Raw genomic sequence first — 23,891 nt, forward strand, 5'->3', positions numbered from 1 at the left:
CAGCGGTCACCCGGCAGATCGGGCGCAGGACACCACGGTCAGCGAGTCGGTGAGCCAGAACGACCGCTGCGGGGCTCCCCTACATCCTCACTGCGAGTCGGGGTCTGAGGGCCGCGTGTCGCGCTCTCGCCGTCCACGAGTCGGGGTGTGGATGTTCGTGTGTCGCGACCTGGCCCTTCGCGAGTCGAGGTGTGGCACGCGAATGTCGCCGCCTGCGCTCGGGAGGCCGGGTGATCACTACGAGCCGCGCATCAGGGTCGGTCGCTCCGCGCTGGTGTGCTTCTCGGCGTCGGTGATCGCTGCGAGCCGTCCGCCTGCGTGGTGGCGGCAGCGCTGGTGCACGGCTCGGCCGCCGTGACGCGATCGTGACCGCCTGCGCCCAACCGGCGTGCCGCCCGCGTCCGTCCTGTGGGCGGGTCCGGGGCGAGGAGGCGGCGGTGGGGGTGCAGGCGATGCGCGGTGGACGGCGCAAGGCGCTGATCGGGGTGGGCGTGCTGCTCGCGCTGCTGGTGGCGGCGCTGGTGGTCGTGCAGCAGACCTCGGGCGGGTCGGATCGCGCCGTGAGCGAGGTCGCGGCGGCGCCCGCACGATCGTCGCCGACGGTCGGATCGGATTCGGCGGCGAGCGATGCCGCCGCCCCGGAGGCCGCCGTGCCTCCGGCGAGCGGCGGCCAGGCCGCGGTCGTACCGCTGGGGGGCCGGCGCGAGCTCGTGCGCACGGCCGAGCTCGGCGTCGAGGTGGCGGAGCCGGCGAGCGCGGTGCGGCGGATCCGGACGGCGGTGGTTGTGGCGGGCGGGTTCGTCGCGGAGGAGCGGTCGGTGGGCGCGGGCAGCCGGCTGGTGCTGCGCGTGCCGGCCGAGGCGCTCGACCGCATGGTCGACGACGTGGGCGCGCTCGGGCAGGTCACCGCCCGCAGCGGCGAGGTGCTCGACGCGACCGGGGAGATCGTCGACCTCGACGCGCGCGTCGCCAGCCAGACGGCGAGCGTGGCGCGCGTGCGGGCGCTGCTCGCCGAGGCCGCGACGATCAGCGACGTCATGGCCGTGGAGTCCGAGCTCGCCCGGCGGGAGGCCGACCTCGACTCCCTGACCGGCAGGCTGGGTGTGTTGCGCGATCAGGTCGCGTTGTCGACGTTGACGGTCGACGTGCGCGCAACGGCTGCCCCCGCGCCGGTGGAGCCGGGGGGACCCGCATTCCTCGACGGGCTCGCCGCGGGCTGGGCCGGCCTCACCGCGGTCGGCGCGGCTGCGGCAGCGGTGGTGGGGTTCGTGGTGCCGTTCGTGCCGGTGCTGGCCGTGCTCGGCGGGATCGCCTGGCTCGTGCGCCGGATCGTGCGCGCGCGGCGCGCCCCCGCCCCAGCGGGTGGGCGGGGCGGCCCGGGCCTGGATGGCGAGTCCTGACGCCGCCGCACGATCAATGCCGGCGGGTGCCTGCGGTCAACGCATCAGGGACGTTTCGCCAGCAGCTCGAACAAGCTCGAGAACCCCTGGTCTCCGTGACCGTCGGCGATCCGGCGGTCCATCAGTTCCTTGACCTCCCGCATCCGCACGGCTTCCACACCGAGGGACTCCCGATGGCTGATCATGTCGTCCATCAGCGCGGCCTGGACGTCGAGCGAACCGAGGTCCGGTCCGTATTCGCCGCTCTTGACCGCCTTGCCGAACGAGGTCAACAACGGTGGGTAGCCGGCCAGTGATCCGGCGACGCGCTCGGCGAACCCCGCGACGTCGACGCCTTCCGCCTGCACCAGCCGGAGCGTGTGCAGGAATCCGATGAGGAACTCGTAGCCCACTGCGACCTGGGCCATGAACTCCACGGCAGCGGCGCCGGCGTCCTCACCGTGGTACGCGACCGTGCCCAGCTGGCGCAGCATCGGTTCGTGGGCTCCGAACGCGGTGGGCGAACCGCTGAACGGGAGCATGATGTTCGGCGTGCCGATGTAGGGCGGGTCGCCCATGATCTTGCCGTCGAGGTACTCCGCACCGCGCTCACCGGCCCAGCGCTCGTTGGCCCGCGCCTGGGCCGGCGATCCGCTCGTGAGGTTCACCAGCACCTTGCCCGCGACCGCGGAGTCGACCGATGCCAGTACCTCGTCCACCGCGGTGCTGTCGAGCAGGCAGGCCACGACGAGCGGGCTCGCGGTCACCGCCTCCGCAGCGGTCGCAGCCGCCGTCGCACCGGCGTCGACCAGCGGTGCGTTCTTGCTCGCGGTCCGGTTCCAGACCGTCGTGCGGTAGCCGCGGGCGACGAGCGTCTTCGCGATCGCCGACCCCATGTTGCCGAGACCGAGCACGGTGACGGCCGTTGTCGTCGTCATGATGTTCCTTTCCATCAGTGGGAGCCGGTCGGCCGGACGTGGCGGAGCACGGTCACGGCGACGACGGCGAGGGTGAGCGTGAGGGCGGCGGTGAGGGCGGCGGCGGCGTTCAGCCCGCTGGTGAACGCCGCGCGGGCCGGTTCGAGCAGCGCGGCGCCGAGCTGGTCGGGGAGCTGCCCGGCTGCGGCGACCGCAGCGGGGAGACCGTCCGCGGCGGCTGTGGCGGCCTCGGGCGGGAGGCCGGCGGGCAGGGACCCGGCGACGTGGTTGCGGTAGACGGCGGTCCCCACGCTGCCGAGGACGGCGATGCCGACCGACACCCCGAACTCACCGCTGGTCTCCGATATCGCGGCTGCCTGGCCCGACTTCTCCTGCGGCGCCGAGGCGACGATCAGGTCCATGCTCAGGGCCATCATCGGCGCGCTGCCGATGAAGGCGACGACGGTGCCGGCCATCAGCACCGCGAGCCCGGTGGTGACCTCGACCTGGGTGAGCACGAGGTAGCCGGCCGCCGAGACCGTCAGCCCGGTCCCGACGACGTAGGCAGGCGGCACCCGGCGGGCGATCAGCGGGGCGAGGAGGGCGCCGATGATCTCGCCGACCGCAGCGGGGACCATCCACGTTCCCGCCTGCAGTGGCGACAACCCGGCGACCAGCTGCAGGTACTGGGTGACGAACAGGTAGCTGCCGGCAACCGTCGCCATGCCGATCATCAGCACGCCCAGCGCGGCCCGGAAGGTGCGATCGGCGAACAGGGCGACGTCCAGCAGCGGGTCCGGCAGGGCACGCTGCCGACGCACGAACGCGGTGCCGACGGCCGCACCGGCCACGATCGCGAGCACCGGCAGCCACGCCGGCCCGCCGGCGGCCAGCTCCTTGAGCCCGAAGACGATCGGCAGGATCGCCGCCAGCGACAGCGCCACGCTCGTCAGGTCCAGCCGGCCGGCGCCGGGTGCCCGGTGCTCCGGGAGCACGAACGGCGCGGTGAGCAGGAGCAGCACGACCACCGGGACGCCGAGCAGGAACACCGAGCCCCACCAGAAGGTCTCCAGCAGCACCCCGCCGACCACCGGGCCGATGAGCGTGCCGCCGGAGAAGCTGGCCATCCAGACGGCGATGGCCATGCCCCGTTGCCTGCGGTCGCGGAACATGGTGCTGATCAGCGCGAGCGTGGACGGCATCATCGCCGCGCCGGCGAGTCCCAGCAGCGCGCGCGTCGCGATCAGCATCTCCGCGCTGGTCGAGTACGCGGCGACCACCGATGCGGCGGTGAACGCGGCCGCGCCGATCATCAGGAGCCGGCGCCGACCGATCCGGTCGCCGAGAGCACCCATCGTGACCAGGAACCCGGCGATCACGAAGCCGTAGATGTCCATGATCCACAGCAGCTGAGTGCTGCTGGGCCGCAGGTCGGCGCCGAGGTGGGGCAGCGCCAGGAAGAGGACGCTCGCGTCGAGGGCGAGGAGCAGGGTGGTGAGGGTGAGCACGGCCAGTCCGAGCCATGCGCGCGGACCGGCACGGAGGGCATGCGTGGGTGCAGCGTGGGAGGTCATCGGCGCCGTCCTCGAGGAGGGGAGTCGCGGGTGTCCGGCCGCGAGCCGGGGCGGTTGTCGCGCAGCAGGGCCGCCCACCAGGTCAGCTGGTCGAGCAGCGCCGCGGCCGCCGCGTTCGCCTGCCACTCCTCCCGGAACCAGTCGATGGCGTTCTCGAGCGACCCCGGGTAGCCGTGGTTGTACTCAGGGGTCACGACCACGAACGCGTCGGCCGCAGCCAGCCACGGGGCGAGGTCCTGGACCGGCTGTGGGGCGGGGAGGCAGGCGCGCTCGTCGGGGAGCACCTCGGGCAGCCACGCCTCGGCGAGGTCGACGACGTCCACCTCGACGTCATCGCGCTCGCAGGCCTGCGCAGCGAACCAGCCGGCCGCGGTCGGGCCGAACCTGCCCTGCCGGACGCTGCCGATGATGACTACCACCCGCAGCCGGTGCTCGCTGATCACGCACCTCCGTCCCGATCGCCCCCGTCCTGAGCACCACGGTGGCGAACGGGACTGTGGGTCGGCTGCCGGTCGACTCCCGCGGAGCCGCGTTACCGTTGGGTGTGCGCTTCGGGCTGCTCGGTCCACTGGCGGTGTGGACGGCCGCCGGCCGCCCGGTGACGCTGCCCGAGCTGAAGGTCCGCGCGCTGCTGGCCCACCTGCTGGTGCACCGCGGCCGACTGGTGTCCGCCGAGCGGCTGATCGACGACCTCTGGGGCGCGGCGCTGCCCGCAAACCCCGCCAACACCCTGCAGGGCAAGGTGTCGCAGCTGCGACGGGTGCTGGACGCCGCCGAGCCGGGCGGCCGCGGCCTCGTGGCTTACCGGCAGGGCGGGTACCTGCTGCAGGTCGACGCCGACTCGGTCGACGCCGACCAGTTCCACGCCCTGGCCGAGCGGGCGCGGCGGGCCGCCGACCCGAGGACCGGGGCGGCGCTGCTGGGCGACGCGCTGGCGCTGTGGCGCGGAGACGCGTTGGCGGACTTCACCGGCGAGGCCTTCGCCCGGGGGGCGATCGTGGGGCTGGAGGAATCCCGGTTGGTCGTGCTGGAAGAGCAGGCTGCCGCCCGGCTCGAGCTGGGTGAGCACCACCTGCTGGCCGGTGAGCTGACCGACCTGGTCGCGCGGCATCCGCTGCGCGCGAGGCTGCGCGAGGTGCACATGAGGGCTCTGTACCGAGCGGGCCGGCAGGGCGAAGCCCTCGACAGCTATCACCAGCTGCGGTCGCGGTTGGTCGAGGAGCAAGGCCTCGACCCCGGTCCGGAGCTCGCCGCGCTGCAGGAGGCGATCCTGCGGCGTGACCCGGATCTCGACGCACCGGCCCGCCCGTCGCCGGCGGCCCGGGTGTCGACGAACCTGCCCACCCCGCTCACCGACCTGATCGGCCGTGAGGACGCCGTCGCCGCTGCACGGGCGCTGCTGGCATCGGGACGGTTGGTGACCCTCACCGGGCCGGGCGGGGTCGGGAAGACGCGGCTGGCGGTGGAGACCGCCGCGGGGCCGGCCGGAACCTTTCCCGACGGGGTGTGGTTGGTGGAGCTGGCCTCCCTCGGGGGGCGAGCAGCAGAGGGACCGGCCGCACTCGCCGGGGCACTCATGGCGGTCCTCGACGTCCGTCCCGACACCCGGCCGTCCGCCGACCCCGTGGACGCGCTGGTCGTGGCGCTGGGCGCCAAGCAGCTGCTGCTGATCCTGGACAACTGCGAGGGTCTGGTCGAGCCAGTCGCCCGGCTCGCCGCCCGGCTGCTGACGGCCGCCCCCGGCCTGCGGATCCTGGCGACCAGTCAGGAACCGCTGCGTGTCCCCGGTGAGCTCCTGCAGGTGGTCGAGCCCCTGGCCCTGCCCGAACCCGCGGGGCACGCCGACCTCGCGGCCCTGCGTCGGTCAGCGGCAGTGCGGTTGTTCGAGATCCGCGCGACCGCCGCGGCGCCCGCGTTCGTGCTCGATCGCGGCAACGCCGCGGACGTCGCCGCGATCTGCCGGAGCCTGGACGGGATCCCGCTGGCGCTCGAGCTCGCGGCCGCGCGGGTCCGGTCGCTGGGCGTGCGAGAGCTCGCCGCGCGGCTCCGCGACCGGTTCCGGCTGCTGGCCTCCGGCTACCGGGACTCGCCGCCGCGGCAGCAGACGCTGCGGGCGACGATCGACTGGAGCTGGGATCTGCTCGACGAGCCCGAGCAGATCCTGCTCCGCCGGGTGGCTGTGCACCCCGGGAGTTTCGCACTGGAGGCCGTGGAGGAGATCTGCTCCGGGGAGGACCTGCCGGCGGACGGCGTCCCGGAGGTGCTGGCCCGGCTGGTGGATCGCTCGCTGGTCACCGTCGACCCGCATGCCGATGGGCACCGCTACCGGCTGCTGGAGTCGGTCGCGGAGTACGGGCGCGAACGCGCTGGTGCCGCCGGCGAGCTGGCAGGGCTGCGGAAGCGCCACGGCCGCTACTACACCGCGCTCGCCGAGCGTGCGGCGGCGCAGCTGCGCGGGCCCGGTCAGCGGGCGTGGCTCGACCGGTTGGACGCCGAGGCAGGCAACCTGCGCACCACGCTCGCGGGCGCGGTCCACGATCGCGATCTGATGCTCGCGCTGCGCCTGGTCAATGCGCTGACCTGGTACTGGGTCCTGCGCGGCAGGCTCGAGGAGGGCAGCCGATCATTGACGGCGGCGCTGTCCGTCGACGGTGATGCACCCTCCGTGGCGCGCGCCGAGGCCGTCGCCGCGAACGCAGCCATCTCGCTCGGTGCCGGCGAGGCCACCGAACCCACCGCTGTGGTCAAGGCTGCTCTCGAACCGTTCGACGTGGTGGAGGACCCGCATGCGCGGGCGCGCGCCGAGTGGGTGATCGCCTACGGGCTGACCTTCGGCATCGGCGAGATGGGCCTCGGCCAGGAACTCGTGGACCGCGCGCTGGCCACGTTCCGCGCCCTGGGCGACCGGTGGGGCACCGCGGCGGCGCTCGGCGTCCGCGCCGTCCAAGCGCTCGCCAGGGGCGATCTGGCCGCCGTCGCTCGCGACAGCGAGCAGAGCATCGCGATGTTCCGCGCCCTCGGCGACCGGTGGGGACAGCTCATGGCCATGCAGGGCCTCGCCGACCTGGCCAGGCTCACCGGCGACTACGACCGGGCCGCGCGTTCGCACCGGAAGGCGCTGCGGATCTCCGAGGAGCTGGGCCTGTGGGCCGAGGCGTCGTTCTGGGCGTCCGGCCTCGGTCGGATCGCGCTGCTGACCGGAGACCACGAGCAGGCCCGCGCGCTCACGGAGCAGGGCAGGCGGCTCGCCACGGAGCACGCGATCCGGTTCGCCGAGGAGCACGCCGACGTCGGATTCGCGCTGATCGCCCGGGCGGAGGGCGATCTCGACGCGGCGGAAGCACACCTGCGCAACTGGCTCGACCGGGATCTCCAGGTCGACGCGCACGCGAACGCGGCAGTGATCCTGATCGAACTCGGGTTCATCGCGGAACTCCGCGGCGATGCGGAAGCCGCGCGCGCACTGCACCGGGACGGCCATGCGGCCGCGCTCGCCGGCGGGGACGTCCGCGTGTCAGCGCGCGCCCTCGACGGGCTCGCCGGCGCGGAAGCGCTCGCCGGTGACCACCAGCGCGCCGCGCGGCTGCTCGGCGCCGCAGCCCGCGCCCGGGAAGCCGCGGGTGGGCCCCTCCCACCGGGAGAACGAGGCGACGTCGAGCGGATCACACGAGTCGTCCGCGCCGCGCTGGGCGACGAGTTCGCCGGCGCGTTCGTCACCGCGGATGCCGACGCCCACGTCCAGGGCCTCGTCTGACAGTCCTTCCGGGCGATGGCCGGCAGGTCCGTCTCGGAGCCGGCCACGCTCGCCCGTCGCCATCCGCTGTTCGCCCCGGCCAGCGGGACCCGGGAAGGATCCTCGCTGGTGGTGGGCGGAGCGGCCCGGGATCTGAGGGGGAGTCATGAACTCGGGCCACTCCGCTGGAACCGCCACATCGGCCGTGCGATCGGGGGCACCGCACGCCAGTGGCATCCGGCGACGGCGAGGGGACGCCGCAACCGGCCCGGCCGGGCGAGTGGGGCTCGCCAGGGCCAGCGCGCTCACAGTGGCAGTCGCTGACGATCAAGACAACCCCTCCGAGTTAGGCCATTCGGGTGGTTCCCGCCGGTCGTGGCGCTGCCGCGAGTGCTCACCCGATCGGCATCCGAGCGGTATCGTCCCCGTACTGCCGTTCGCAAGGGAGCGCCGCATGCCCGTCCGCAGCCCGTACGCCGACGTCGAGATCCCCGACAGCTCGCTCTTCGACTTCCTCTTCACCGACTTCGGGGAGCGCGCGAACGCGCCGGCGCTCGTCGACGGGCCGTCGGGTGCGGCGATCACCTTCGCGGAGCTCGAGGGCATGGTGGGCAAGATCGCGGCCGCCCTGTCCGAGCGTGGGATCGGCGCGGGCGACGTGGTGGCGCTGTTCGCCCCGAACACGCCCTACTACGCGGCCGTCTTCCACGGCATCCTGCGCGCGAACGCGATCGTCACCAGCGTCAACTCGCTGTACACGCCGGGCGAGCTGGCACACCAGCTCGCCGACTCGGGCGCGAAGCTCGTGTCCACGGTGTCCCCGTTCCTCGACCGCGTGACGGCTGCCGTCGCGCAGGTCGGGCTGCCCGCCGACGCGGTGCTCGTCCTCGACGCCGCCGAGGGCCACACCGGCCTTCGTGACCTGCTCGCCACCACGGCCGCGCCGCCCGCCCAGATCGTGACCGGCGCCGACACCGCCGTGCTGCCCTACTCCTCGGGCACCACCGGCCGGGCCAAGGGCGTGATCCTCACCCACCGCAACCTCGTGGCGAACCTCTGTCAGATCGCGCGGATGGGTGACGTGAGCGCGGAGACCAGCATCCTCGCGGTGCTGCCGTTCTTCCACATCTACGGGATGACCGTGATGATGAACCAGGGCCTGCACCAGCGGTCCACGGTGGTCACGATGCCGAAGTTCGACCTGGCCGAGTTCCTGCGCGTCATCTCCGAGCACCGCGTCAGCCGCGTCTACATCGCCCCGCCGGTGGCCGTCGCGCTCGCGAAGCACCCGATCGTCGACCAGTACGACCTGTCGTGCGTCGATGTCGTCTTCTCCGGCGCCGCACCGCTGGACGCCGAGCTCGGCCAGGCCGTCGCCAAGCGCCTCGGGTGCACGGTGCTGCAGGGCTACGGCATGACGGAGCTGTCGCCGGTCAGCCACTGCATGCCCGACGACCGGCCCGACATGGACCTGAACACGTGCGGGTTCGCCATCCCCAACGTGATGTCCAAGCTGGTCGACCCGGAGACGGGCCAGGAGGTCGGGCCCGGTGAGCGCGGCGAGCTGTGGGTCAAGGGCCCGAACGTGATGTCCGGCTACCTCAACAACCCGGAAGCCACCGCCGTCACGCTCGACGACGAGGGCTACCTGCACACGGGCGACGTCGCCACCGTCACCGAGGACGGCGTGTTCACGATCGTCGACCGGGTGAAGGAGCTGATCAAGTACAAGGGCTACCAGGTGCCGCCCGCCGAGCTGGAGGCGCTGCTGCTGACGCACGACAAGATCGCCGACGCCGCGGTGATCGGCGTCCGCGACGCGGAGGGCGAGGAGGTCCCGAAGGCCTTCATCGTGCGTCAGAGCGCCGGTGCCGACCTCGAGGCCGACGAGGTGATGACGTTCGTGGCGGAGCGGATCGCACCGCACAAGAAGGTGCGGGTGGTCGAGTTCATCGAGGAGATCCCGAAGTCGGCGTCGGGGAAGATCCTGCGCAAGGACCTGCGGGCGCGGGAGGCGGCGGGCTCCTGATCCCTCCGCTCGGATCACGCGTCAAGGCGGCGGCGCGGGGCCCGTCCCGTGCCCGGTGAGACGGCACCTCATCAGCCATGTACCAGCAACACCTTCGGCGGTCACCGCGCCCGTCTCCAGATCCCGTGCCACCCACCGGTGCGCGTGCGGACCGACGACCTCGTACCCGAGTCGCTCGTACAGCCGGCGCGCCGCCGTGTTCGTCAGGTCGACGTCCAGGCTCGCCGCCGATGCACCACGAGCCGCGCACAACCGATGGGCCTCGCGCCACAGGAGCGAGCCGACACCCCGACCGCGCCGGGCTCCTTCGACCTCGCCGCCATAGATCCAGGGGTTCGGTGGATCGCACCCACCGTTCCAGCGGATCGAGACCGCGCCGACGATCCGAGCGTCCGTCTCGGCGACCAGGAGCTGCTCCGCCCCGGACTCCGTGTATCGAATGCGCCATGCCCGACGGGCAGGATCTGGAATCAGGGGAGTGAGCCCACGTTCGTCGGCCGCACGTCCGGCTCTGACCAACGGGAGATCGCGCACGACATCAGGGTGAAGACCGCGACCGGGCAGGGCAACGGCCGGATCCCAGCTCCTGGTCTTGACCCTCGACCTGGATCCGGGTGGAGAGTGCAGGTCATCGGCATCGGCGGCAGAGGCGGGAATGGAAGACGACGTGATGAACCGCGTGACTGCTGCGGTGCAGAGCGGGCAGGCGGGCGATCGAACAACTGCCAGGGAGAGCCTGGAGGCGATCTGGACGGAGGTCGAGCAGGGTGGGGGAGATGCCTTCCACCGCTGCGTGATCGCGCACTTCCTGGCCGATCTCCAGGACGACGACCGGGCCGAGTTGATGTGGGACGAGCGTGCGCTGGCGGCCGTTGCCAGCGTGACCGACGAGCGGGCGCAGGAATACGACGAGTCGTTGCAGGTTCGAGGTTTCATGCCGTCGCTGTACCTGAGCCTGGCCGACGATCACCGCCGGCTCGGCGATGCGGACCGCGCCCACGAGTTCCTCGGCAAGGCCCGGACCGTGAGCGATGCGCTCGGCGACGATGCGTACGGCGAACTGGTCAGAAGTGGCCTGGAGAAGATCGGCCGAGCGCTGACCGACGGCTCGACCGATCGGCTCCCCAGCCACTGACGCCCGCCCGTGTGGGCGCGGCCACGCAACGATCATGCGTGCTCGCCTCCACCCTGGTCACGCGTACAGCTCCGACGACTCGCCTCGGGCGATCTGCGCGCGGAACACCGCGTCGTAGGTGCTGCTGGCCTCGTCGTCCAGCGAGTCGACGAAGACCGCGACGATCCGACCGTTCTCGCCGGACTCGATGCGTTCGAGCATCGTTCGCCAGGCGAGCAGGTTCGGGTGCTGGTACATGAGGGCCGCCTCGGCCGGGCTGAGGAGGTCCACCGCCCTCTGCAGGTCGGCCGGTGCCAGCTCGTAGGTCCCGGTTCCGGTCCGCCGGCCGGTGACCATCCCGAGCACGAGAGCGGGCAGCCGGTGCAGCCAGCCGACGTTGACCACGGGGAACGACCAGGAGGTGTCCTCGTCCGGCGGAACGAGCGTGACGCCGTACGCCGCGGTAGGTGCCCAGCCTGGCATCTGAGCTGTGAACCGGTCGACGGCCGCACGGATCAGTTCCAGGGTCGGCCACTCCTCATCGGGGCTCATGCCGCACTCCTACCGGAGGGCAGCCCCCAACAGGAGCGAGTTTCGCGGGTTCCGCCGACCTGACACCGCTCGGGGACCAGGAGCGCGGGTCTGGTGATCTACTCGCGGCGCTCCGGGGCCGGCTCGTAGCTCAGGTCCGATGCGGTCATCCGGTCCGGTCGCATGCGGACCCACTCGAGCCCCCGGTCGCGCGGATCATCGAACAGGTACGCCCGGAACCGCGGGTCCCAGCGTTCGACATCGTGGCCCAGGTAGCGGACCAACTTCCGGCGTCCCCGGGCCACGTCGAACTCGACGATCTGGCCCCTTCCGCATGCGATGACCTGCCGCACCGACCCGGAGGTGAGGTCGCAGGTGTCGACGACGACGGCCAACCGTGGATCAGCCCGCACGTGGTCGCGCAGCCGGGCCCACGGCCCGGTCAGGATCCAGAACGCGCCGTCCTCCCAGAGGAACCACGTGGGCCGCACCGTCGGCGTGGGCGTCGCGACCCGAGCGGTGAGGGGTTGCGCGAGGAACGCATCGACGTCGAAGTCCATGCACTGATCGTCGGGGTTGAACCGGTGATCAGGTCAACCTCACCCGTCGTGGAGGGCATGACAGCCGGTCGTGGACGGTCCGGTCACCGCTCGCGCCGGTAGTGCAGCGAGACCGCGCCGTGCGCCAGGACCGTTGTCGATGCGAGGCTCCAGGAGCCTGCGGCGTCGTCGGGGAGCAGCCGCAGCCCGCCGCCGAGCATGACCGGCACGACCGCGAGACGGAGGTCGTCGACCAGGTCCTCGCGCAGCAGCGACTGGATGAGCGTGGCGCTGTTCATGACGAGGACGTTCGTGCCCTCCTCCGCCCGGAGCGCGTCGACGGCGGAGTGGCTGTCGGGGAAGACTCGGGAGTTCGACCACGGGGTCTCGGTGAGCGTCGTCGAGACGACGGCCTTGTCCACGTCGTCGAGCCAACGGCCCAGAGCGCGCGTGCGGTGGTCGGTCGCAGGATCGCGGGTGATCGCGGGCCACACGGCGTGGAAGCCGAGGTAGTTGTTCTTCCCGACCAGCGCTGACGAGCAACCGCGCCAGATGCCTTCGAAGTGTTCGGCGGTGGCGTCGTCGAGGGCGTGCCGGTAGAGCCATGTGTCCTTGGCCGGCCCCTCCGGACCGGAGGAGTAGCCGTCGATGGACACGCTGCACCAGGCGATGACCCGGCGATCGGTTGCGTCGCTCATGCCGGGGTGGACCCGGGGACGGGCGGAAAGTCATCGGGGCCTGCCGGGGCGAATTCGGAACCGCGGGCCGACGACCGGATATCGTCTCGGCCGTGCCATCCGGGAGGAGTCGTCAGGGGCGGTACGCGCGTCGGCGCAGGCGCCGCATGGCCGCTGTCGAGCACGACCTCAGCGCCGAGCAGTGGGAGGCGCTCCTCACGGCCTGGGACGGCTGCGCGTACTGCGGGGCGACCGGCGTGTCGCTGCAACGCGACTGCGTGCTGCCGATCTCGCGCGGCGGCCGCTACACGCTCGACAACATCGCTCCCGCCTGCGCCTCGTGCAACGCGAGCAAGTGCAACGACGAGGTCACCGGCTGGCTGCGGCGCAAGCGGTTGGATGAGCGGGCCTTCCTGGAGAAGCACGCGACCGTCCAGGCCGCGCTCGTCCTGCGGTTCGGCGCAGAGTCGGACGTGGAGGACCCGGCACCACCCGGGTCGAGTTCCCCGACGTCCAAGGCGGGGCCCGCCCTCGCCTGAGACAGTCGGTGCCATGGAACCGGACGAGCTCTACCGTCGGTGGATCGACGAGCTCTGGGCCGGGCACGTGGAGCGCGTGTCCGAGCTGGTCGGTGACGCGTTCGTCGGGCACTGGCCCGACCACGACGTGCACGGGCCGGCCCAGCTCGCCGAGACGATCCGGCAGACCCACGCCATGCTGGCGCCGCTGAGCTTCGCCATCGAGGTCGGCCCGTTCGCGCGGGGCGACCTGGTGGCCGGCCGGTGGCGTGGCCACGGTCGGCAGGACGGTGCCGCGGTGACGTTCCTCGGCAACGACATCCTGCGCGTCGAGGACGGCAGGTTCGTGGAGTACTGGGTCGGTTCGATGGTGGTGGGCTGAGCCCTCCGTCAGGCCGCCGCGATCACCGTCGGCTCGTGCCGCACGGGGAAGTTCACGGAGTTCGCGATGAAGCAGCGCTCGTGGGCGGCCTCGTGGAGAGCGAGCGCGGTGTCGACCATGCGGCTCTCGGCGACGGTGACCCGCGGCGCGAGCGTGACCTCGGTGAAGCGCCCGCCCGCGCCGTCCTCGGCCATCGTGCCGCGCGCGTCGTCGGTGTAGTTGGTGACGACCGCGCCCGCGTCGGCGCACAGGTGCAGGTACCAGAGCATGTGGCACTCCGACAGCGACGCCACCAGCAGCTGCTCGGGGTTCCACCGCGAGGCGTCCCCCCGGAACGCCGGGTCGGAGCTGCCGAGGATGCGCGGCGGGCCGTCGGCGGCGATGGTGTGATCGCGGTCGAAGTCGCGGTAGCCGCTGGTGCCGTTGCCGCGGTTCCCCGTCCACGAGACGGAGACCGCGTAGTGGTGGGTCCTGGGCATGATCAGGACCTTAGCCACGGGGCGGTTCGGCGACGGCCGGAATTTCGCCGTGATCGCGATACTGCGCCTGCCGCGGGGGCTGGACGCAGAACTCCCCGCCCTCCGGGTCGGCCAGCACGATCCAGTCCTCGACGCGCGCGACCTCCCTCGCGCCGAGCCCGACGAGCCTTGCGGCCTCGATGGCGACATCGGCGGCGCGCAGGTCCAGGTGCACGCGGTTCTTCACCGTCTTCGGCTCGGGGACGCGGGTGAACCACAGCCGCGGGCCCGCTCCGGAGGCGGGCTCGACCAGGACGGACGGGTCGTCCTCGGGGCCGTCGACGCCCAGGGCCTGCAGCCGCGCCAGCTCGGCCTCGTCGTAGGGGGCCACCCGGTATCCGTCGAGCGCGGCGGCCCAGAAACGCGCCAGCGGTGCCGGATCCCGGCAGTCGAACACCACGTCGCCCAGCTCGCCCACGCTGCCAGCATCGTGGCCGACCCGCCCGCGCGCACCTGCATTCGACCCGCTCGCGTCCGCCGCCTCGTCGAGGTGGTCCTCCCGGGCCGTGCATCACGGCTGCCGCGGGCCGATCGCGCCACATCTGGTTGCCCGTGGCCTTGGCCTCTGGTGCACTGGCGGTGTGGTCCCGGCCGTCGTCCCGCAGCGCCACGCGTTCTGCGTGTGCCTGATCGGGGCCGATCAGCTCTCGGTCGACGACCGGCGCTGTCGTCTTTTCCCGGCCTGCTAGCGCCCGTCGTCTCGATCCCGGTGGCCGCGGCAGCGCCCGACGCACCCACCGCCCCGCCTCTCCCCGGGACCGATCGATGAGTTCTCGATGACCGCGCGCACCCTCGACCGGCTCGCCGTCGAGCCCCTCTGGACGCAGTTGCTGCACGACCTGCGCCACCGGCTCGAGCACGACGAGTTCGCCGACGCCTTCCCCGGCGAACTCGCACTCGTCGCGGAGTACGGCGTCAGCCGCCACACCGTGCGGGAGGCGATGCGCCGGCTGCGGGAGGAAGGGCTGGTCATCGCCGGGCGCGGGCGTACACCGCGGCGCGCGGAGCCCGCGGAGATCGAGCAGCCCCTGGGGGAGATCTTCAGCCTGTTCTCCGCGGTCGAGGCCACCGGGCGGGTGCAACGCAGCGTGGTGCGCACCCTCGACGTGCGCGCCGACGGTGTGGTGGCCGCGCGGCTGGGCCTGGAGGAATCGACCCCGCTGGTGCACCTGGAGCGCTTGCGCTTCGCCGACGCCGAGCCGCTCGCCGTCGACCGCGTGTGGCTGCCGGAGCGGCTCGCCGCACCGCTGCTGGACGTCGATTTCGGGCGTACAGCGCTCTACACGGTCTACGCGGCCCGGTGCGGCGTCCACGTCACGGGCGGCAGCGAGCGCGTGCGGGCGACCGTTCCCGGGCCCGCCGAGCGCGAGCTGCTCGGCATCCCGCCCGACGTCGCCGCCTTCGTCATCGACCGGCTCGGCTGCGCCGGCGAGCGGCCCGTCGAGTGGCGCCAGACACTGGTCCGCGCCGACCGGTTCAGCGTCACCGCCCGCTTCTCGGCGCGCGACGGCTACCGGATGGACGCGACCGGCTTCTAGCTCCGCGCTGCTCGCCAGGAGTGGTGTGGGGGCGACAAGTCGAGCCGGTTGCCGGATCGGTCAGGCCCGCACCGCGAGCGCTGCGTCGATCGATCACGACCATCCGCCCGTTATCGCCGCTGCTGGTCGGGGCGCGGTGCGCGGTGATCGATCTGATCAGTACCTGGGTGCGGTCGCTGCGACGGTGATGTACTTGTCGGAGTGATCACGGCATGGTGATCGGTCCGAGCAGTGCGTGGATGTTGTCGCGGCGACGGTCAGGTGCTTCTCGCAGCGATCACCATCCGGAAGCGGCAGGCCCGATGCGGCAACACCCGGATCTGTCTCCGTGGCACCGCCCTGGCTGATCAGGGCCGCCCCGCGTCCCGGAACGCATGATCAGATCGACGTCAGGGCTCTCACCGCGAGCTCCGACAGCCCTCATGTCGATGTAACCATGGGATCTCCCGTGGGCGCGCCGTTCCCGGCTCGCGACCACTGCCCCACGCTCGGCGCCGGTCCCACTGCGCGTGGGACCCGGGTATGAGGTGGGGCAGGACGTGTCGAGCCGGGGACGGCGCGCCCACCGCAACCCGGGCTACGAAGCAGGGCCACGGGGAGGAGCCGCGGCAGGCCTGGCCGAGGGGTGCTCGCGTCCCCCGTGTCGGTCACGCCCCGGGATTTGCCCCGCGCACCCGGTCGACGGGTGGCGGAGAGGGGGTGCGCGGGCGCGGTGGTCGCGGTCCGGAACGACCCGATGAACGTTCGAGGTCGCCGCCTCTAGCTGGAGACGCCGACACCGCCGAGGGTGGTGGCGCCGTACCGGGCGATCTCGGCCTCGAGGTCGAGCGGGGCGGTCGTGACCGCGACGTCGGCGGGGATCCGGTCGGCGGGCACCAGCCAGCACACCTCGAACTCCAGGCCGTCCGGGTCGTGGGCGTAGAGCGCCTTCGTCGTGCCGTGGTCGGAGGCGCCGACGAGCGCACCGTGCTCGCGCAGCACGTCGGCGAGGCGGCGGAGCTCGGTGAGCGTGTCGACCTCCCATGCGAGGTGGTACAGGCCGACGGTGGCGCGTCCGGCCGTGGAGTCGCCCGCGGCGGTGCCGATCGCGAACAGGGCGAGGTCGTGATCGTTGGCCGAGCCCGCCGCCTGGAGGAACGCGGCCCGCCCCGGCATCGCGTTGACGGCCCGGAACCCGAGCGTGTCGGTGTAGAAGGCGACGCTGCGGTCGACGTCGCGGACGTAGAGCACAGCGTGGTTGAGCCGCTGGACGGGCATGTCTCCTCCGATGATTGAGCGTTCAACTGCCACGGTACAAGCGGACGCATGAATGCTCAAGTTTCAGCGCGTATCCTGGGGCACGTGAACGGCGACGAGACCCGGTGGCTGGAGGACGAGGAGCAGGAGGTGTGGCTCGCCTACGTGGCGGCCACCTCGCTCCTGGAGGGCGCCCTGGACCGCCAGCTGCAGCGCGATGCCGAGATGCCGCACGCCTACTACCAGATCCTCGCGATGCTGTCCGAGGTTCCGGAGCGCACGCTGCGCATGAGCGAGCTGGCGGCCATCACCCAGAGCTCGCAGAGCAGGCTCTCGCACGCGGTGGCGCGCCTGGAGCGCAAGGGCTGGGTGCGGCGCAAACCCTGCCCCGACGATCGGCGCAGCACGTTCGCGCAGCTCACCGAGGAGGGGTTCGAGGCGCTCGCCGACGCGGCCCCGGGGCACGTGCACACCGTGCGCCGGCACCTGTTCGACCGGCTCACCCCCGAGCAGGTCGGGCAGCTGGGCGAGATCTGCCGTGCCGTGCTCGGTGGGCTCGGCGTCGACGGCTCGGTGTCCCTCGCCGACGCGCTGACCCGTTCGGGCCGCCCGCCGGCCTGATCGGATGCAGGCGGACGATGGGCGCATGCGGACGGCGATGATCCGGGTGGCCCTGGTGCTGGTCGCCGGGCTCGTCGCGGCGGGGTGTGCCGTCGAGGTGGCCGGGACGCCGTCTCCGGCGCCGGCCGCCGTGGGACGTCCGGACAGCGCGGCCTTCAGCGACGCTTCGGGCCGGTTCTCGCTGGTCCCGCCGCCGGGCTGGTCCGTGGACACGAGCGGCACGCAGGACACGGCCGTGATCTTCGCGGATCCGCTGCCGGTCGGCTCGGCGGGCGGGCGGTTCCGCGCGAACATCAACGTGATCGTCCTGCCTGCCGGCGCCGACCTGCCCACCACGGTCGCGAGCGCGCGGCAGGAGCTGACCGGCCTGCCGCACTACCGGCCCACGGCGGACGAGGGCATCACGCTGGCCGACGGGTCGAGGGCGCAGCTGCTCGGGGGCACGTTCGACGACCCGGGCAGCGGGCTGGCGCTGCGCAACGTCCAGCTGCTGTCGGTGCACGCCGGGGCGACCGTGGTCGTCACCGGCACCACGCTCGCCGGCGAGTGGGCTGGTCACGGTGGCGTGCTCGAGTCGTCGCTGCGCAGTCTCACGGTGATCGGTTGACGGGGTCGATCGGCGGATCGGGTGGGCCTGGCAGAGTTGCAGCCATGGGAACCCTGGTGCTGCTGCGACACGGGCAGAGCGTGTGGAACGCGGAGAACCTGTTCACCGGTTGGGTGGACGTGCCGCTGTCCGAGACCGGCGAGCAGGAGGCCCGCCGCGGCGGTGAGCTGATGCGCGAGGCCGAGCTGCTGCCCGACGTGGTGCACACGTCGGTGCTGCGCCGGGCGATCTCCACGGCCAACCTCGCGCTGGACGCGTGTGACCGGCACTGGATCCCGGTTCGCCGGGACTGGCGGCTGAACGAGCGGCACTACGGCGCGCTGCAGGGCAAGGACAAGAAGCAGACGCTGGAGCAGTTCGGTGAGGAGCAGTTCATGCAGTGGCGTCGTTCCTACGACGTCCCGCCGCCGCCGATCGACCCGGGCTCGGAGTTCGACCAGGACGGTGACCCCCGCTACGCGTCCGGTGAGGTGCCGCGCACCGAGTGCCTCGCAGACGTCGTCGCGCGGTTCCTGCCGTACTGGGAGCAGACCGTCGTGCCCGACCTGCGCTCCGGGAAGGTCGTGCTGCTCGCCGCGCACGGCAACTCGCTCCGCGCGCTCGTGAAGCACCTCGACGGGGTCTCCGACGAGGAGATCGTCGGCCTGAACATCCCGACCGGGATCCCGCTGCGCTACGAGCTCGACGACGAGCTGCGCCCGACGGTGCGGGGCGGTACGTACCTCGACCCGGAGGCGGCGGCCACGGCGGCGGCCGCGGTGGCGGCGCAGGGTCGGTAGCTGTGTCCGATGGCCTCCGCTTCGCCCCGGCGGGCTTGCGGGCCTCGAGGCGTTCCCCGGTGTCACCTTCTGTGGCGACGTCGCCCGCTCGTGTCACCGGCTCGGGTGAACTGAGCGTGAACGACCGGGGAACAGTGCCGTTCTACGACGTCAGGCGCGTCACGACGGGCCTCCTGGGCTGGCCTTCGAGGTGGTCGGCCTGCCTACCATGCCACTGTGAACGCGCTGCTCTGCGTGGCGATCGCGGCCGTGGCGCTCGCGCTCGGTCTGGTGCTCGGCCTCCGATGGGGGCGCGGGCGCGCTGACCCCGCCCCGGCGCCGGACGACCCCGTGCTCGGTCCACAGATGGCCGACCTGCTCCAGCGGGTGTTCCGCTCGGCCGACGAAGGCTTCGCGGTCCTCGACACCGGCGGCGACGTCGTGGTGCACAACCAACGGGCGTCCGAGCTCGGCGTGGTCCGAGGTGGCCTGCCCGACGCGAGGGCCGCCGCCGCCAGCCACCAGGTGCTGCGCTCGGGCGCCACGGTGGACGTCGACCTCTCCCCGCTCGACCGCCGCGGCCGCCAACCCGCGGCCGTGCAGGCCCACGTGCGCCCCCTGGGCGACGGCTTCAGCATGGTCGAGGCGGCCGACACCTCGGAGTCGGTGCGCCTGGAGGCCACGCGGCGCGACTTCGTGGCGAACGTGAGCCACGAGCTGAAGACCCCCGTCGGCGCGGTCGGGCTGCTGGCCGAGGCCGTGCTCGACGCCGCCGACGACCCGGTCGAGGTCCGCCGGTTCGGCACCAAGATCCTCAACGAGGCCACCCGGCTCGGCAACCTCGTCACCGAGCTCATCGCGCTGTCACGGCTCACCGGGGCCGAACGGCTGCCCGAACTGCAGGTGGTGGACGTCGACGAGGTGGTGCAGGAGGCGCTGGCCCGGTCGCGGCTGTCCGCCGAGTCGGCGGAGATCGAGATCATCGTCGACCGACCCACCGGCCTCGAGGTCGACGGTGACCTGACGCTGCTGGTCACCGCCCTGTCCAACCTCGTCGAGAACGCGATCGCGTACTCGCCCACCGACGCGTCGGTGTCGGTGACGCGACGGCGCTGCGGGGACTGGGTGGAGGTCGCCGTCACCGACCGCGGCATCGGCATCGCCCCCGAGCACCAGAAGCGGGTGTTCGAGCGCTTCTTCCGCGTCGACCCGGCGCGCTCCCGCGCCACCGGCGGCACCGGGCTCGGCCTGGCGATCGTCAAGCACGTCCTCGCCAACCACGGCGGCGAGGTGCGGCTGTGGAGCAGCCCGGGCACCGGCTCGACGTTCACCATGCGCCTTCCCCTGCACGTCGAACCCGACGTCGAGACTTCTGGGCCCGACGCAGTGCCCGACGCACGACCCGATCATGGGCCGGCTGACCCCACGAGCCGCCCCGTCGAAGTGCCCGACCGCGTCGGGTGAAGTGAGGAGATCCAGTGACAAGGGTGCTCATCGTCGAGGACGAGGAGTCGTTCGCCGACCCGCTCGCCTTCTTGCTCCGCAAGGAGGGCTTCACCACCGCCGTCGCCGCCACCGGCCAGGACGCGCTCGAGGAGTACGACCGCAACGGCGCCGACATCGTGCTGCTCGACCTCATGCTCCCCGGCATGAGCGGCACCGACGTCTGCAAGGCACTGCGAGGTCGCTCCGCCGTCCCGGTGATCATGGTGACGGCCCGCGACAGCGAGATCGACAAGGTGGTCGGGCTCGAACTGGGCGCCGACGACTACGTGACGAAGCCGTACTCGGCGCGGGAGCTCATCGCGCGCGTCCGGGCCGTGCTGCGTCGTGGCGGTGAGGCCGGACCCGAGGCCGACGGGCTGCCCGGCGTGCTCGAGGCCGGCCCGGTGCGGATGGACGTCGAGAGGCACGTCGTGTCGGTGAGCGGCTCGGACGTGGCGCTGCCGCTCAAGGAGTTCGACCTGCTCGAGTACCTCCTGCGCAACGTCGGCCGCGTGCTCACGCGGGGCCAGCTGATCGACCGGGTCTGGGGCGCCGACTACGTGGGCGACACCAAGACGCTGGACGTGCACGTCAAGCGTCTGCGCTCCAAGGTCGAGTCCGACCCGTCGGCCCCCCGCCACCTGGTGACGGTCCGCGGGTTGGGATACAAGTTCGAGGCCTGAGGAGCTCGAGCCCGGTGGTCAGCGGCGCCGCCGGCCGCGGGACTGCAGGTAGCCGGGACCCGGGGTGTCGACGGTGTGGCGGCGGGTCCGGTTGTTCCACGTCCACCGCCCCACCTGGAATCCCCAGGAGCTGAAGCCGCGTTCGGTGAAGTTCAGGCGGACGGGGCCGAGCCGGAGGGCCCTGCGGAGGCGGAAGCGCATCGTCGATCTCCTGGAGGGGTCGGGGTGCGTGTGTCCCCGTCCAGCTTGCCCGAACTCGGGCTGCGGGGTGGCGCGTCGGGCGCCGAGGCCCCACCAGGCGCTGCGCTCCTCGCGGTGCCGCCCCAGAATCTGATCTGGAACGCGTTTGCGCTGGTCGGGGTGGTCGGATGGTGCGCTGTGACCGGTTCGGTCACGAGAGCATCACGCCTGGGCAGTAATCTGGTCGCGTGCGCCTCGGTGTGCTCGACGTCGGTTCCAATACCGTCCACCTCCTCGTGGTGGACGCGTACCGCGGTGGGCACCCCACGCCGATGACATCGGACAAGACCGAGCTGCGGATCATCGAGCACCTCGACGACTCGGGAGCGCTCACCCCGGCAGGCTCCGACGCGCTGGTCGCGGCGGTGCACCGCGCCGGCGCGGCCGCCACCGCCGCCGACTGCGACGACCTGCTGGCGTTCGCCACGTCCGCCCTGCGCGACGCCACCAACTCCGCGGCGGTGCTGGCGCGCGTGCGCGAGCGCACCGGTGTGTCGCTGCAGGTGCTCCCCGGTGAGGACGAGGCCCGCTACACCTTCCTCGCCGTCCGCCGCTGGTACGGCTGGTCGGCCGGCCGCATGCTGGTGCTCGACATCGGTGGCGGGTCGCTCGAGCTGGCCGCAGGGCGTGACGAGTTCCCCGACGTGGCCGCGTCCCTGCCGCTGGGCGCCGCCCGGCTCACGCGCGAGTGGTTCCGCACGGACCCACCGGGCCGTCAGGACATCGACGCGCTGCGCGAGCACCTCGACGAGCGCCTGGCGCCGGTGGCACGCGAGCTGCGGCGCGCCGGGAGCGCCGAGCTGGCGGTCGGCACGTCCAAGACCTTCCGGTCGCTGGCCCGGCTCACCGGCGCGGCCCCCTCCGGGGCGGGCCCGCGGGTGCGGCGCGCGCTCACCGACGTCGGCCTGCGTCAGCTGGCCGCATTCATCACGCGCATGTCCTCGGGCGACCTGGCCGAGCTCGAGGGAGTCAGCCCCAGCCGGGCGCACCAGCTCGTGGCCGGTGCGCTCATCGCGGAGGCCACCATGCGGGCCCTACGGATCCCGCAGCTCGAGATCTGCCCGTGGGCGCTGCGCGAAGGAGTGATCCTCCGGAGGCTCGATGCGCTCGATGGGACGGCCCAGATCGACCGCTCGGCGCAGGACGCGCCGGACGGACTTGGACGCTTGACGTCGTACGAGGCACGGTGTACTGGATGAGCTCCGAGACCGACCACCCCCGCCAGCGCACAGTCGCCGAGCTGCTCGCAGCGCACGGCGACGCCAATGCGACCGGCCGTCGGCGTCGCCGGCGGGAGCCGGACGAGCCGGACGAGGGTGCGCAGGACGCGCAGGGCGCTCCCGCCGCGGATCCCGCCGAGTGGCGTTCCGCGCCGCAGGCGGATCCCGGCGCACCCGCTGCGGGTGCTCCCGCACCGCCCCCGCAGCGCGAGCCCAGCGGCCCGAGACGGGCGGCGAGGACGCCGGCCTGGGACGCGGAGCCCGAGCGTCGGGACGCGGAGCCGTGGGACTCGGCGCCCTGGGCGTCCGCGCAGCAAGACCCCGCGCAGCACGCCCCGGCTCAGTACGACCAGGCTCAGCACGACCGCGGGCAGCGCGCCCCGGGGCAGCAGGACCAGGCGCAGTACGACCCGGCGCAGTACGACCGGGGGCAGCACGACCCGGCGCAGTACGACCAGGCGCAGTACGACCCGGGGCAGCGCGCCGCAGGGCAGGGCGACCCCGCTCGGCGTGACCAGGGCGACTGGGGCGCCGACGAGTGGGATGCGGACCCGTGGGACCCCGCGCCCGCCGCACCGCCCGCCGACGAGGCCCGCTGGGACGCGCAGCCGGCCCAACCGCCGCGGGACAAGCCCGCACGCGAGGTCCGGTACCCGGGCCCGCCGGTCCGGGAGCGCGCCTCCCGCCGTGCCCCCGAGGAGCAGGAGCGCGAGCCGCAGCGGGCGGCGCCGCCGCCGGCGCGGGGGTCCGTGGATGCTCCGACCTGGGAGCCGCGTGCGTCGGAGACGGGGGCCAACGGGCGCGAGGCCCGGCCCCAGGAACCGCGTTCCTGGGACTCCCCACAGGCCGAGCAGCCCCGGCGCCGTGCCGCGGCACCCGACCGTCCCGCGGTGGAGCCGGAACGGCCCACGGAGCAGATGCCGCAGGTGCGCCGTGCCGCACCCGACCCGGCCCGCACCACCCGGATCCCGCAGCGCCGGCGGGCCGAACCGGACGGGGCGCCGGACGAGTTCGACGGGCCCGAGGGCGACGATCAGGGCGGGCCGCCCACGATGGTCGGTGGCGCGCCGGCGGGCGCCGAGTCGTGGCACCGCGCCCGTACCGACGGCAGGCGGGGCGGCGCTGCCGACGGGGGGCCGCCCACGCAGGCGGCGGCGCCGCTGAGCTTCGACGACGAGGACGACCCCGGACCGGACGACTACCCGGCCGGGCTCGGTGGCCGGCGCTTCGACGAGGAGCCCACCGGCTTCTTCGCCCCCCAGGACGACGAGCCGGAGCCGGGGGCGAAGCGTCGCTCGGCGGCCGCGGATGCGCCGGAGGAGCAGGACGGCGGCCCGTCGTGGCCCGCGGTCATCGCACAGTGGATCGGGGGCGCGATCGGTGGCGCCGCCCTGTGGGTCGGGTTCCGCTTCCTGTGGCGCGACCTGCCCGTCGTCGCGCTGGCCGCCGCGGTACTGGTCACCGTGGGGCTCGTCGTGATCGTGCGCGCGCTGCTGCGCAGCAGTGATCTGCGCACCACGCTGTTCGCCGTGCTCGTCGGCCTGCTCCTCACGGTCTCCCCGGCCATCCTCGTGCTATTGGGGAGATGATTC

25 protein-coding genes are annotated in these 23,891 nt (G+C 73.0%); 14 read left to right on the forward strand and 11 right to left on the reverse strand.

Translation table 11 applies throughout. From position 1 onward, the window contains the following. Nucleotides 1-437: 437 nt before the first annotated feature. A complete protein-coding gene (locus tag CFP66_RS19490) occupies nucleotides 438-1,400 on the forward strand; it encodes a DUF4349 domain-containing protein (protein ID WP_094926307.1) in 963 nt (320 codons plus the stop codon). 44 nt (nucleotides 1,401-1,444) lie between these two features. Here CFP66_RS19490 and CFP66_RS19495 read toward each other — a convergent pair whose 3' ends face one another. Genes CFP66_RS19495 through CFP66_RS19505 form a run of 3 tightly spaced genes read right to left on the reverse strand, consistent with a single transcriptional unit; the run spans nucleotide 1,445 to nucleotide 4,313 of the window. Next, nucleotides 1,445-2,317, reverse strand: coding sequence for an NAD(P)-dependent oxidoreductase (locus CFP66_RS19495; RefSeq protein WP_094926310.1), 873 nt, complete (start codon nucleotides 2,315-2,317; stop codon nucleotides 1,445-1,447). 14 nt (nucleotides 2,318-2,331) lie between these two features. Further along, nucleotides 2,332-3,870, reverse strand: a complete 1,539-nt coding sequence (locus tag CFP66_RS19500) for an MFS transporter (protein ID WP_094926312.1) — start codon at nucleotides 3,868-3,870, stop codon at nucleotides 2,332-2,334. Beyond that, on the reverse strand, nucleotides 3,867-4,313 hold the full coding sequence (locus tag CFP66_RS19505) for an NADPH-dependent FMN reductase (protein ID WP_369805107.1): 447 nt from the start codon (nucleotides 4,311-4,313) through the stop codon (nucleotides 3,867-3,869). The genes CFP66_RS19500 and CFP66_RS19505 overlap by 4 nt, the downstream gene beginning before the upstream one ends. A 101-nt stretch (nucleotides 4,314-4,414) precedes the next feature. Here CFP66_RS19505 and CFP66_RS19510 point away from each other — a divergent pair, with 101 nt between their 5' ends. Further along, nucleotides 4,415-7,624: a BTAD domain-containing putative transcriptional regulator gene (locus CFP66_RS19510; protein WP_094926314.1), complete on the forward strand. Its 3,210-nt coding sequence runs from the start codon at nucleotides 4,415-4,417 to the stop codon at nucleotides 7,622-7,624. 433 nt (nucleotides 7,625-8,057) lie between these two features. Further along, nucleotides 8,058-9,632 (forward strand): AMP-binding protein, encoded by a 1,575-nt coding sequence (locus CFP66_RS19515; RefSeq protein ID WP_094926316.1) that lies wholly within the window; start codon nucleotides 8,058-8,060, stop codon nucleotides 9,630-9,632. 21 nt (nucleotides 9,633-9,653) lie between these two features. Here the strand turns inward: CFP66_RS19515 and CFP66_RS50355 are convergent, their stop codons facing one another. Next, a complete protein-coding gene (locus CFP66_RS50355) occupies nucleotides 9,654-10,166 on the reverse strand; it encodes a GNAT family N-acetyltransferase (protein WP_158228155.1) in 513 nt (170 codons plus the stop codon). Nucleotides 10,167-10,287: 121 nt separating this feature from the next. Here CFP66_RS50355 and CFP66_RS19525 point away from each other — a divergent pair, with 121 nt between their 5' ends. Then, complete coding sequence (locus CFP66_RS19525; RefSeq protein ID WP_094926318.1) at nucleotides 10,288-10,767, forward strand: hypothetical protein; 480 nt, start codon at nucleotides 10,288-10,290, stop codon at nucleotides 10,765-10,767. Between the two features lie 57 nt (nucleotides 10,768-10,824). Here the strand turns inward: CFP66_RS19525 and CFP66_RS19530 are convergent, their stop codons facing one another. From CFP66_RS19530 to CFP66_RS19540, 3 genes are all read right to left on the reverse strand, one after another. Continuing rightward, complete coding sequence (locus tag CFP66_RS19530) at nucleotides 10,825-11,298, reverse strand: hypothetical protein (protein ID WP_094926320.1); 474 nt, start codon at nucleotides 11,296-11,298, stop codon at nucleotides 10,825-10,827. A 98-nt stretch (nucleotides 11,299-11,396) separates the two neighbouring features. Beyond that, nucleotides 11,397-11,837 carry a pyridoxamine 5'-phosphate oxidase family protein gene (locus tag CFP66_RS19535; protein WP_094926323.1) on the reverse strand — a complete coding sequence of 147 codons (441 nt, stop codon included), beginning with the start codon at nucleotides 11,835-11,837 and terminating at the stop codon, nucleotides 11,397-11,399. 83 nt (nucleotides 11,838-11,920) lie between these two features. Beyond that, entirely contained in the window at nucleotides 11,921-12,514 is a 594-nt protein-coding gene (locus CFP66_RS19540) for a dihydrofolate reductase family protein (RefSeq protein WP_094926326.1), read from the reverse strand. Nucleotides 12,515-12,660: 146 nt separating this feature from the next. On the opposite strand from CFP66_RS19540, the gene CFP66_RS19545 reads away from it, so the two are divergent. Together CFP66_RS19545 and CFP66_RS19550 are read left to right on the forward strand one after the other, a co-directional pair. Then, on the forward strand, nucleotides 12,661-13,032 hold the full coding sequence (locus tag CFP66_RS19545) for an HNH endonuclease (protein ID WP_094926329.1): 372 nt from the start codon (nucleotides 12,661-12,663) through the stop codon (nucleotides 13,030-13,032). Nucleotides 13,033-13,045: 13 nt separating this feature from the next. After that, entirely contained in the window at nucleotides 13,046-13,393 is a 348-nt protein-coding gene (locus tag CFP66_RS19550; RefSeq protein WP_094926332.1) for an ester cyclase, read from the forward strand. 8 nt (nucleotides 13,394-13,401) lie between these two features. Here CFP66_RS19550 and CFP66_RS19555 read toward each other — a convergent pair whose 3' ends face one another. Both CFP66_RS19555 and CFP66_RS19560 read right to left on the reverse strand, forming a co-directional pair. Then, on the reverse strand, nucleotides 13,402-13,872 hold the full coding sequence (locus CFP66_RS19555) for an OsmC family protein (RefSeq protein ID WP_094926334.1): 471 nt from the start codon (nucleotides 13,870-13,872) through the stop codon (nucleotides 13,402-13,404). Nucleotides 13,873-13,882: 10 nt separating this feature from the next. After that, nucleotides 13,883-14,329 carry a VOC family protein gene (locus CFP66_RS19560; RefSeq protein WP_094926337.1) on the reverse strand — a complete coding sequence of 149 codons (447 nt, stop codon included), beginning with the start codon at nucleotides 14,327-14,329 and terminating at the stop codon, nucleotides 13,883-13,885. Nucleotides 14,330-14,687: 358 nt separating this feature from the next. Between CFP66_RS19560 and CFP66_RS19565 the strand changes: the two genes are divergently transcribed. After that, nucleotides 14,688-15,449, forward strand: coding sequence for a GntR family transcriptional regulator (locus CFP66_RS19565; protein WP_094926339.1), 762 nt, complete (start codon nucleotides 14,688-14,690; stop codon nucleotides 15,447-15,449). Nucleotides 15,450-16,208: 759 nt separating this feature from the next. Here CFP66_RS19565 and CFP66_RS19570 read toward each other — a convergent pair. After that, complete coding sequence (locus CFP66_RS19570; RefSeq protein ID WP_094926342.1) at nucleotides 16,209-16,706, reverse strand: VOC family protein; 498 nt, start codon at nucleotides 16,704-16,706, stop codon at nucleotides 16,209-16,211. Between the two features lie 84 nt (nucleotides 16,707-16,790). Here CFP66_RS19570 and CFP66_RS19575 point away from each other — a divergent pair, with 84 nt between their 5' ends. The 5 genes from CFP66_RS19575 (at nucleotide 16,791) to CFP66_RS19595 (ending at nucleotide 20,839) form a co-directional block, all read left to right on the forward strand. Continuing rightward, nucleotides 16,791-17,306 (forward strand): MarR family winged helix-turn-helix transcriptional regulator, encoded by a 516-nt coding sequence (locus tag CFP66_RS19575; RefSeq protein ID WP_369805109.1) that lies wholly within the window; start codon nucleotides 16,791-16,793, stop codon nucleotides 17,304-17,306. Between the two features lie 25 nt (nucleotides 17,307-17,331). Further along, nucleotides 17,332-17,913, forward strand: coding sequence for a hypothetical protein (locus CFP66_RS19580; RefSeq protein ID WP_094926349.1), 582 nt, complete (start codon nucleotides 17,332-17,334; stop codon nucleotides 17,911-17,913). A 44-nt stretch (nucleotides 17,914-17,957) separates the two neighbouring features. Beyond that, complete coding sequence (locus CFP66_RS19585; RefSeq protein WP_094926351.1) at nucleotides 17,958-18,692, forward strand: phosphoglyceromutase; 735 nt, start codon at nucleotides 17,958-17,960, stop codon at nucleotides 18,690-18,692. Between the two features lie 216 nt (nucleotides 18,693-18,908). Beyond that, complete coding sequence (locus CFP66_RS19590; RefSeq protein ID WP_198961558.1) at nucleotides 18,909-20,135, forward strand: cell wall metabolism sensor histidine kinase WalK; 1,227 nt, start codon at nucleotides 18,909-18,911, stop codon at nucleotides 20,133-20,135. Between the two features lie 14 nt (nucleotides 20,136-20,149). Further along, nucleotides 20,150-20,839 (forward strand): response regulator transcription factor, encoded by a 690-nt coding sequence (locus CFP66_RS19595; RefSeq protein WP_094926354.1) that lies wholly within the window; start codon nucleotides 20,150-20,152, stop codon nucleotides 20,837-20,839. 18 nt (nucleotides 20,840-20,857) lie between these two features. Here CFP66_RS19595 and CFP66_RS19600 read toward each other — a convergent pair whose 3' ends face one another. Beyond that, nucleotides 20,858-21,040, reverse strand: coding sequence for a DUF4236 domain-containing protein (locus CFP66_RS19600; protein ID WP_094926357.1), 183 nt, complete (start codon nucleotides 21,038-21,040; stop codon nucleotides 20,858-20,860). A 227-nt stretch (nucleotides 21,041-21,267) separates the two neighbouring features. Between CFP66_RS19600 and CFP66_RS19605 the strand changes: the two genes are divergently transcribed. Continuing rightward, on the forward strand, nucleotides 21,268-22,278 hold the full coding sequence (locus tag CFP66_RS19605; RefSeq protein ID WP_094926360.1) for a Ppx/GppA phosphatase family protein: 1,011 nt from the start codon (nucleotides 21,268-21,270) through the stop codon (nucleotides 22,276-22,278). Then, nucleotides 22,275-23,888, forward strand: a complete 1,614-nt coding sequence (locus tag CFP66_RS19610; protein ID WP_094926362.1) for a hypothetical protein — start codon at nucleotides 22,275-22,277, stop codon at nucleotides 23,886-23,888. The genes CFP66_RS19605 and CFP66_RS19610 overlap by 4 nt, the downstream gene beginning before the upstream one ends. Nucleotides 23,889-23,891: the final 3 nt, after the last annotated feature.

Origin of the sequence: Pseudonocardia sp. MH-G8, assembly GCF_002262885.1 — a bacterium.
In the GTDB taxonomy this organism is placed as follows: Bacteria; Actinomycetota; Actinomycetes; order Mycobacteriales; family Pseudonocardiaceae; genus Pseudonocardia.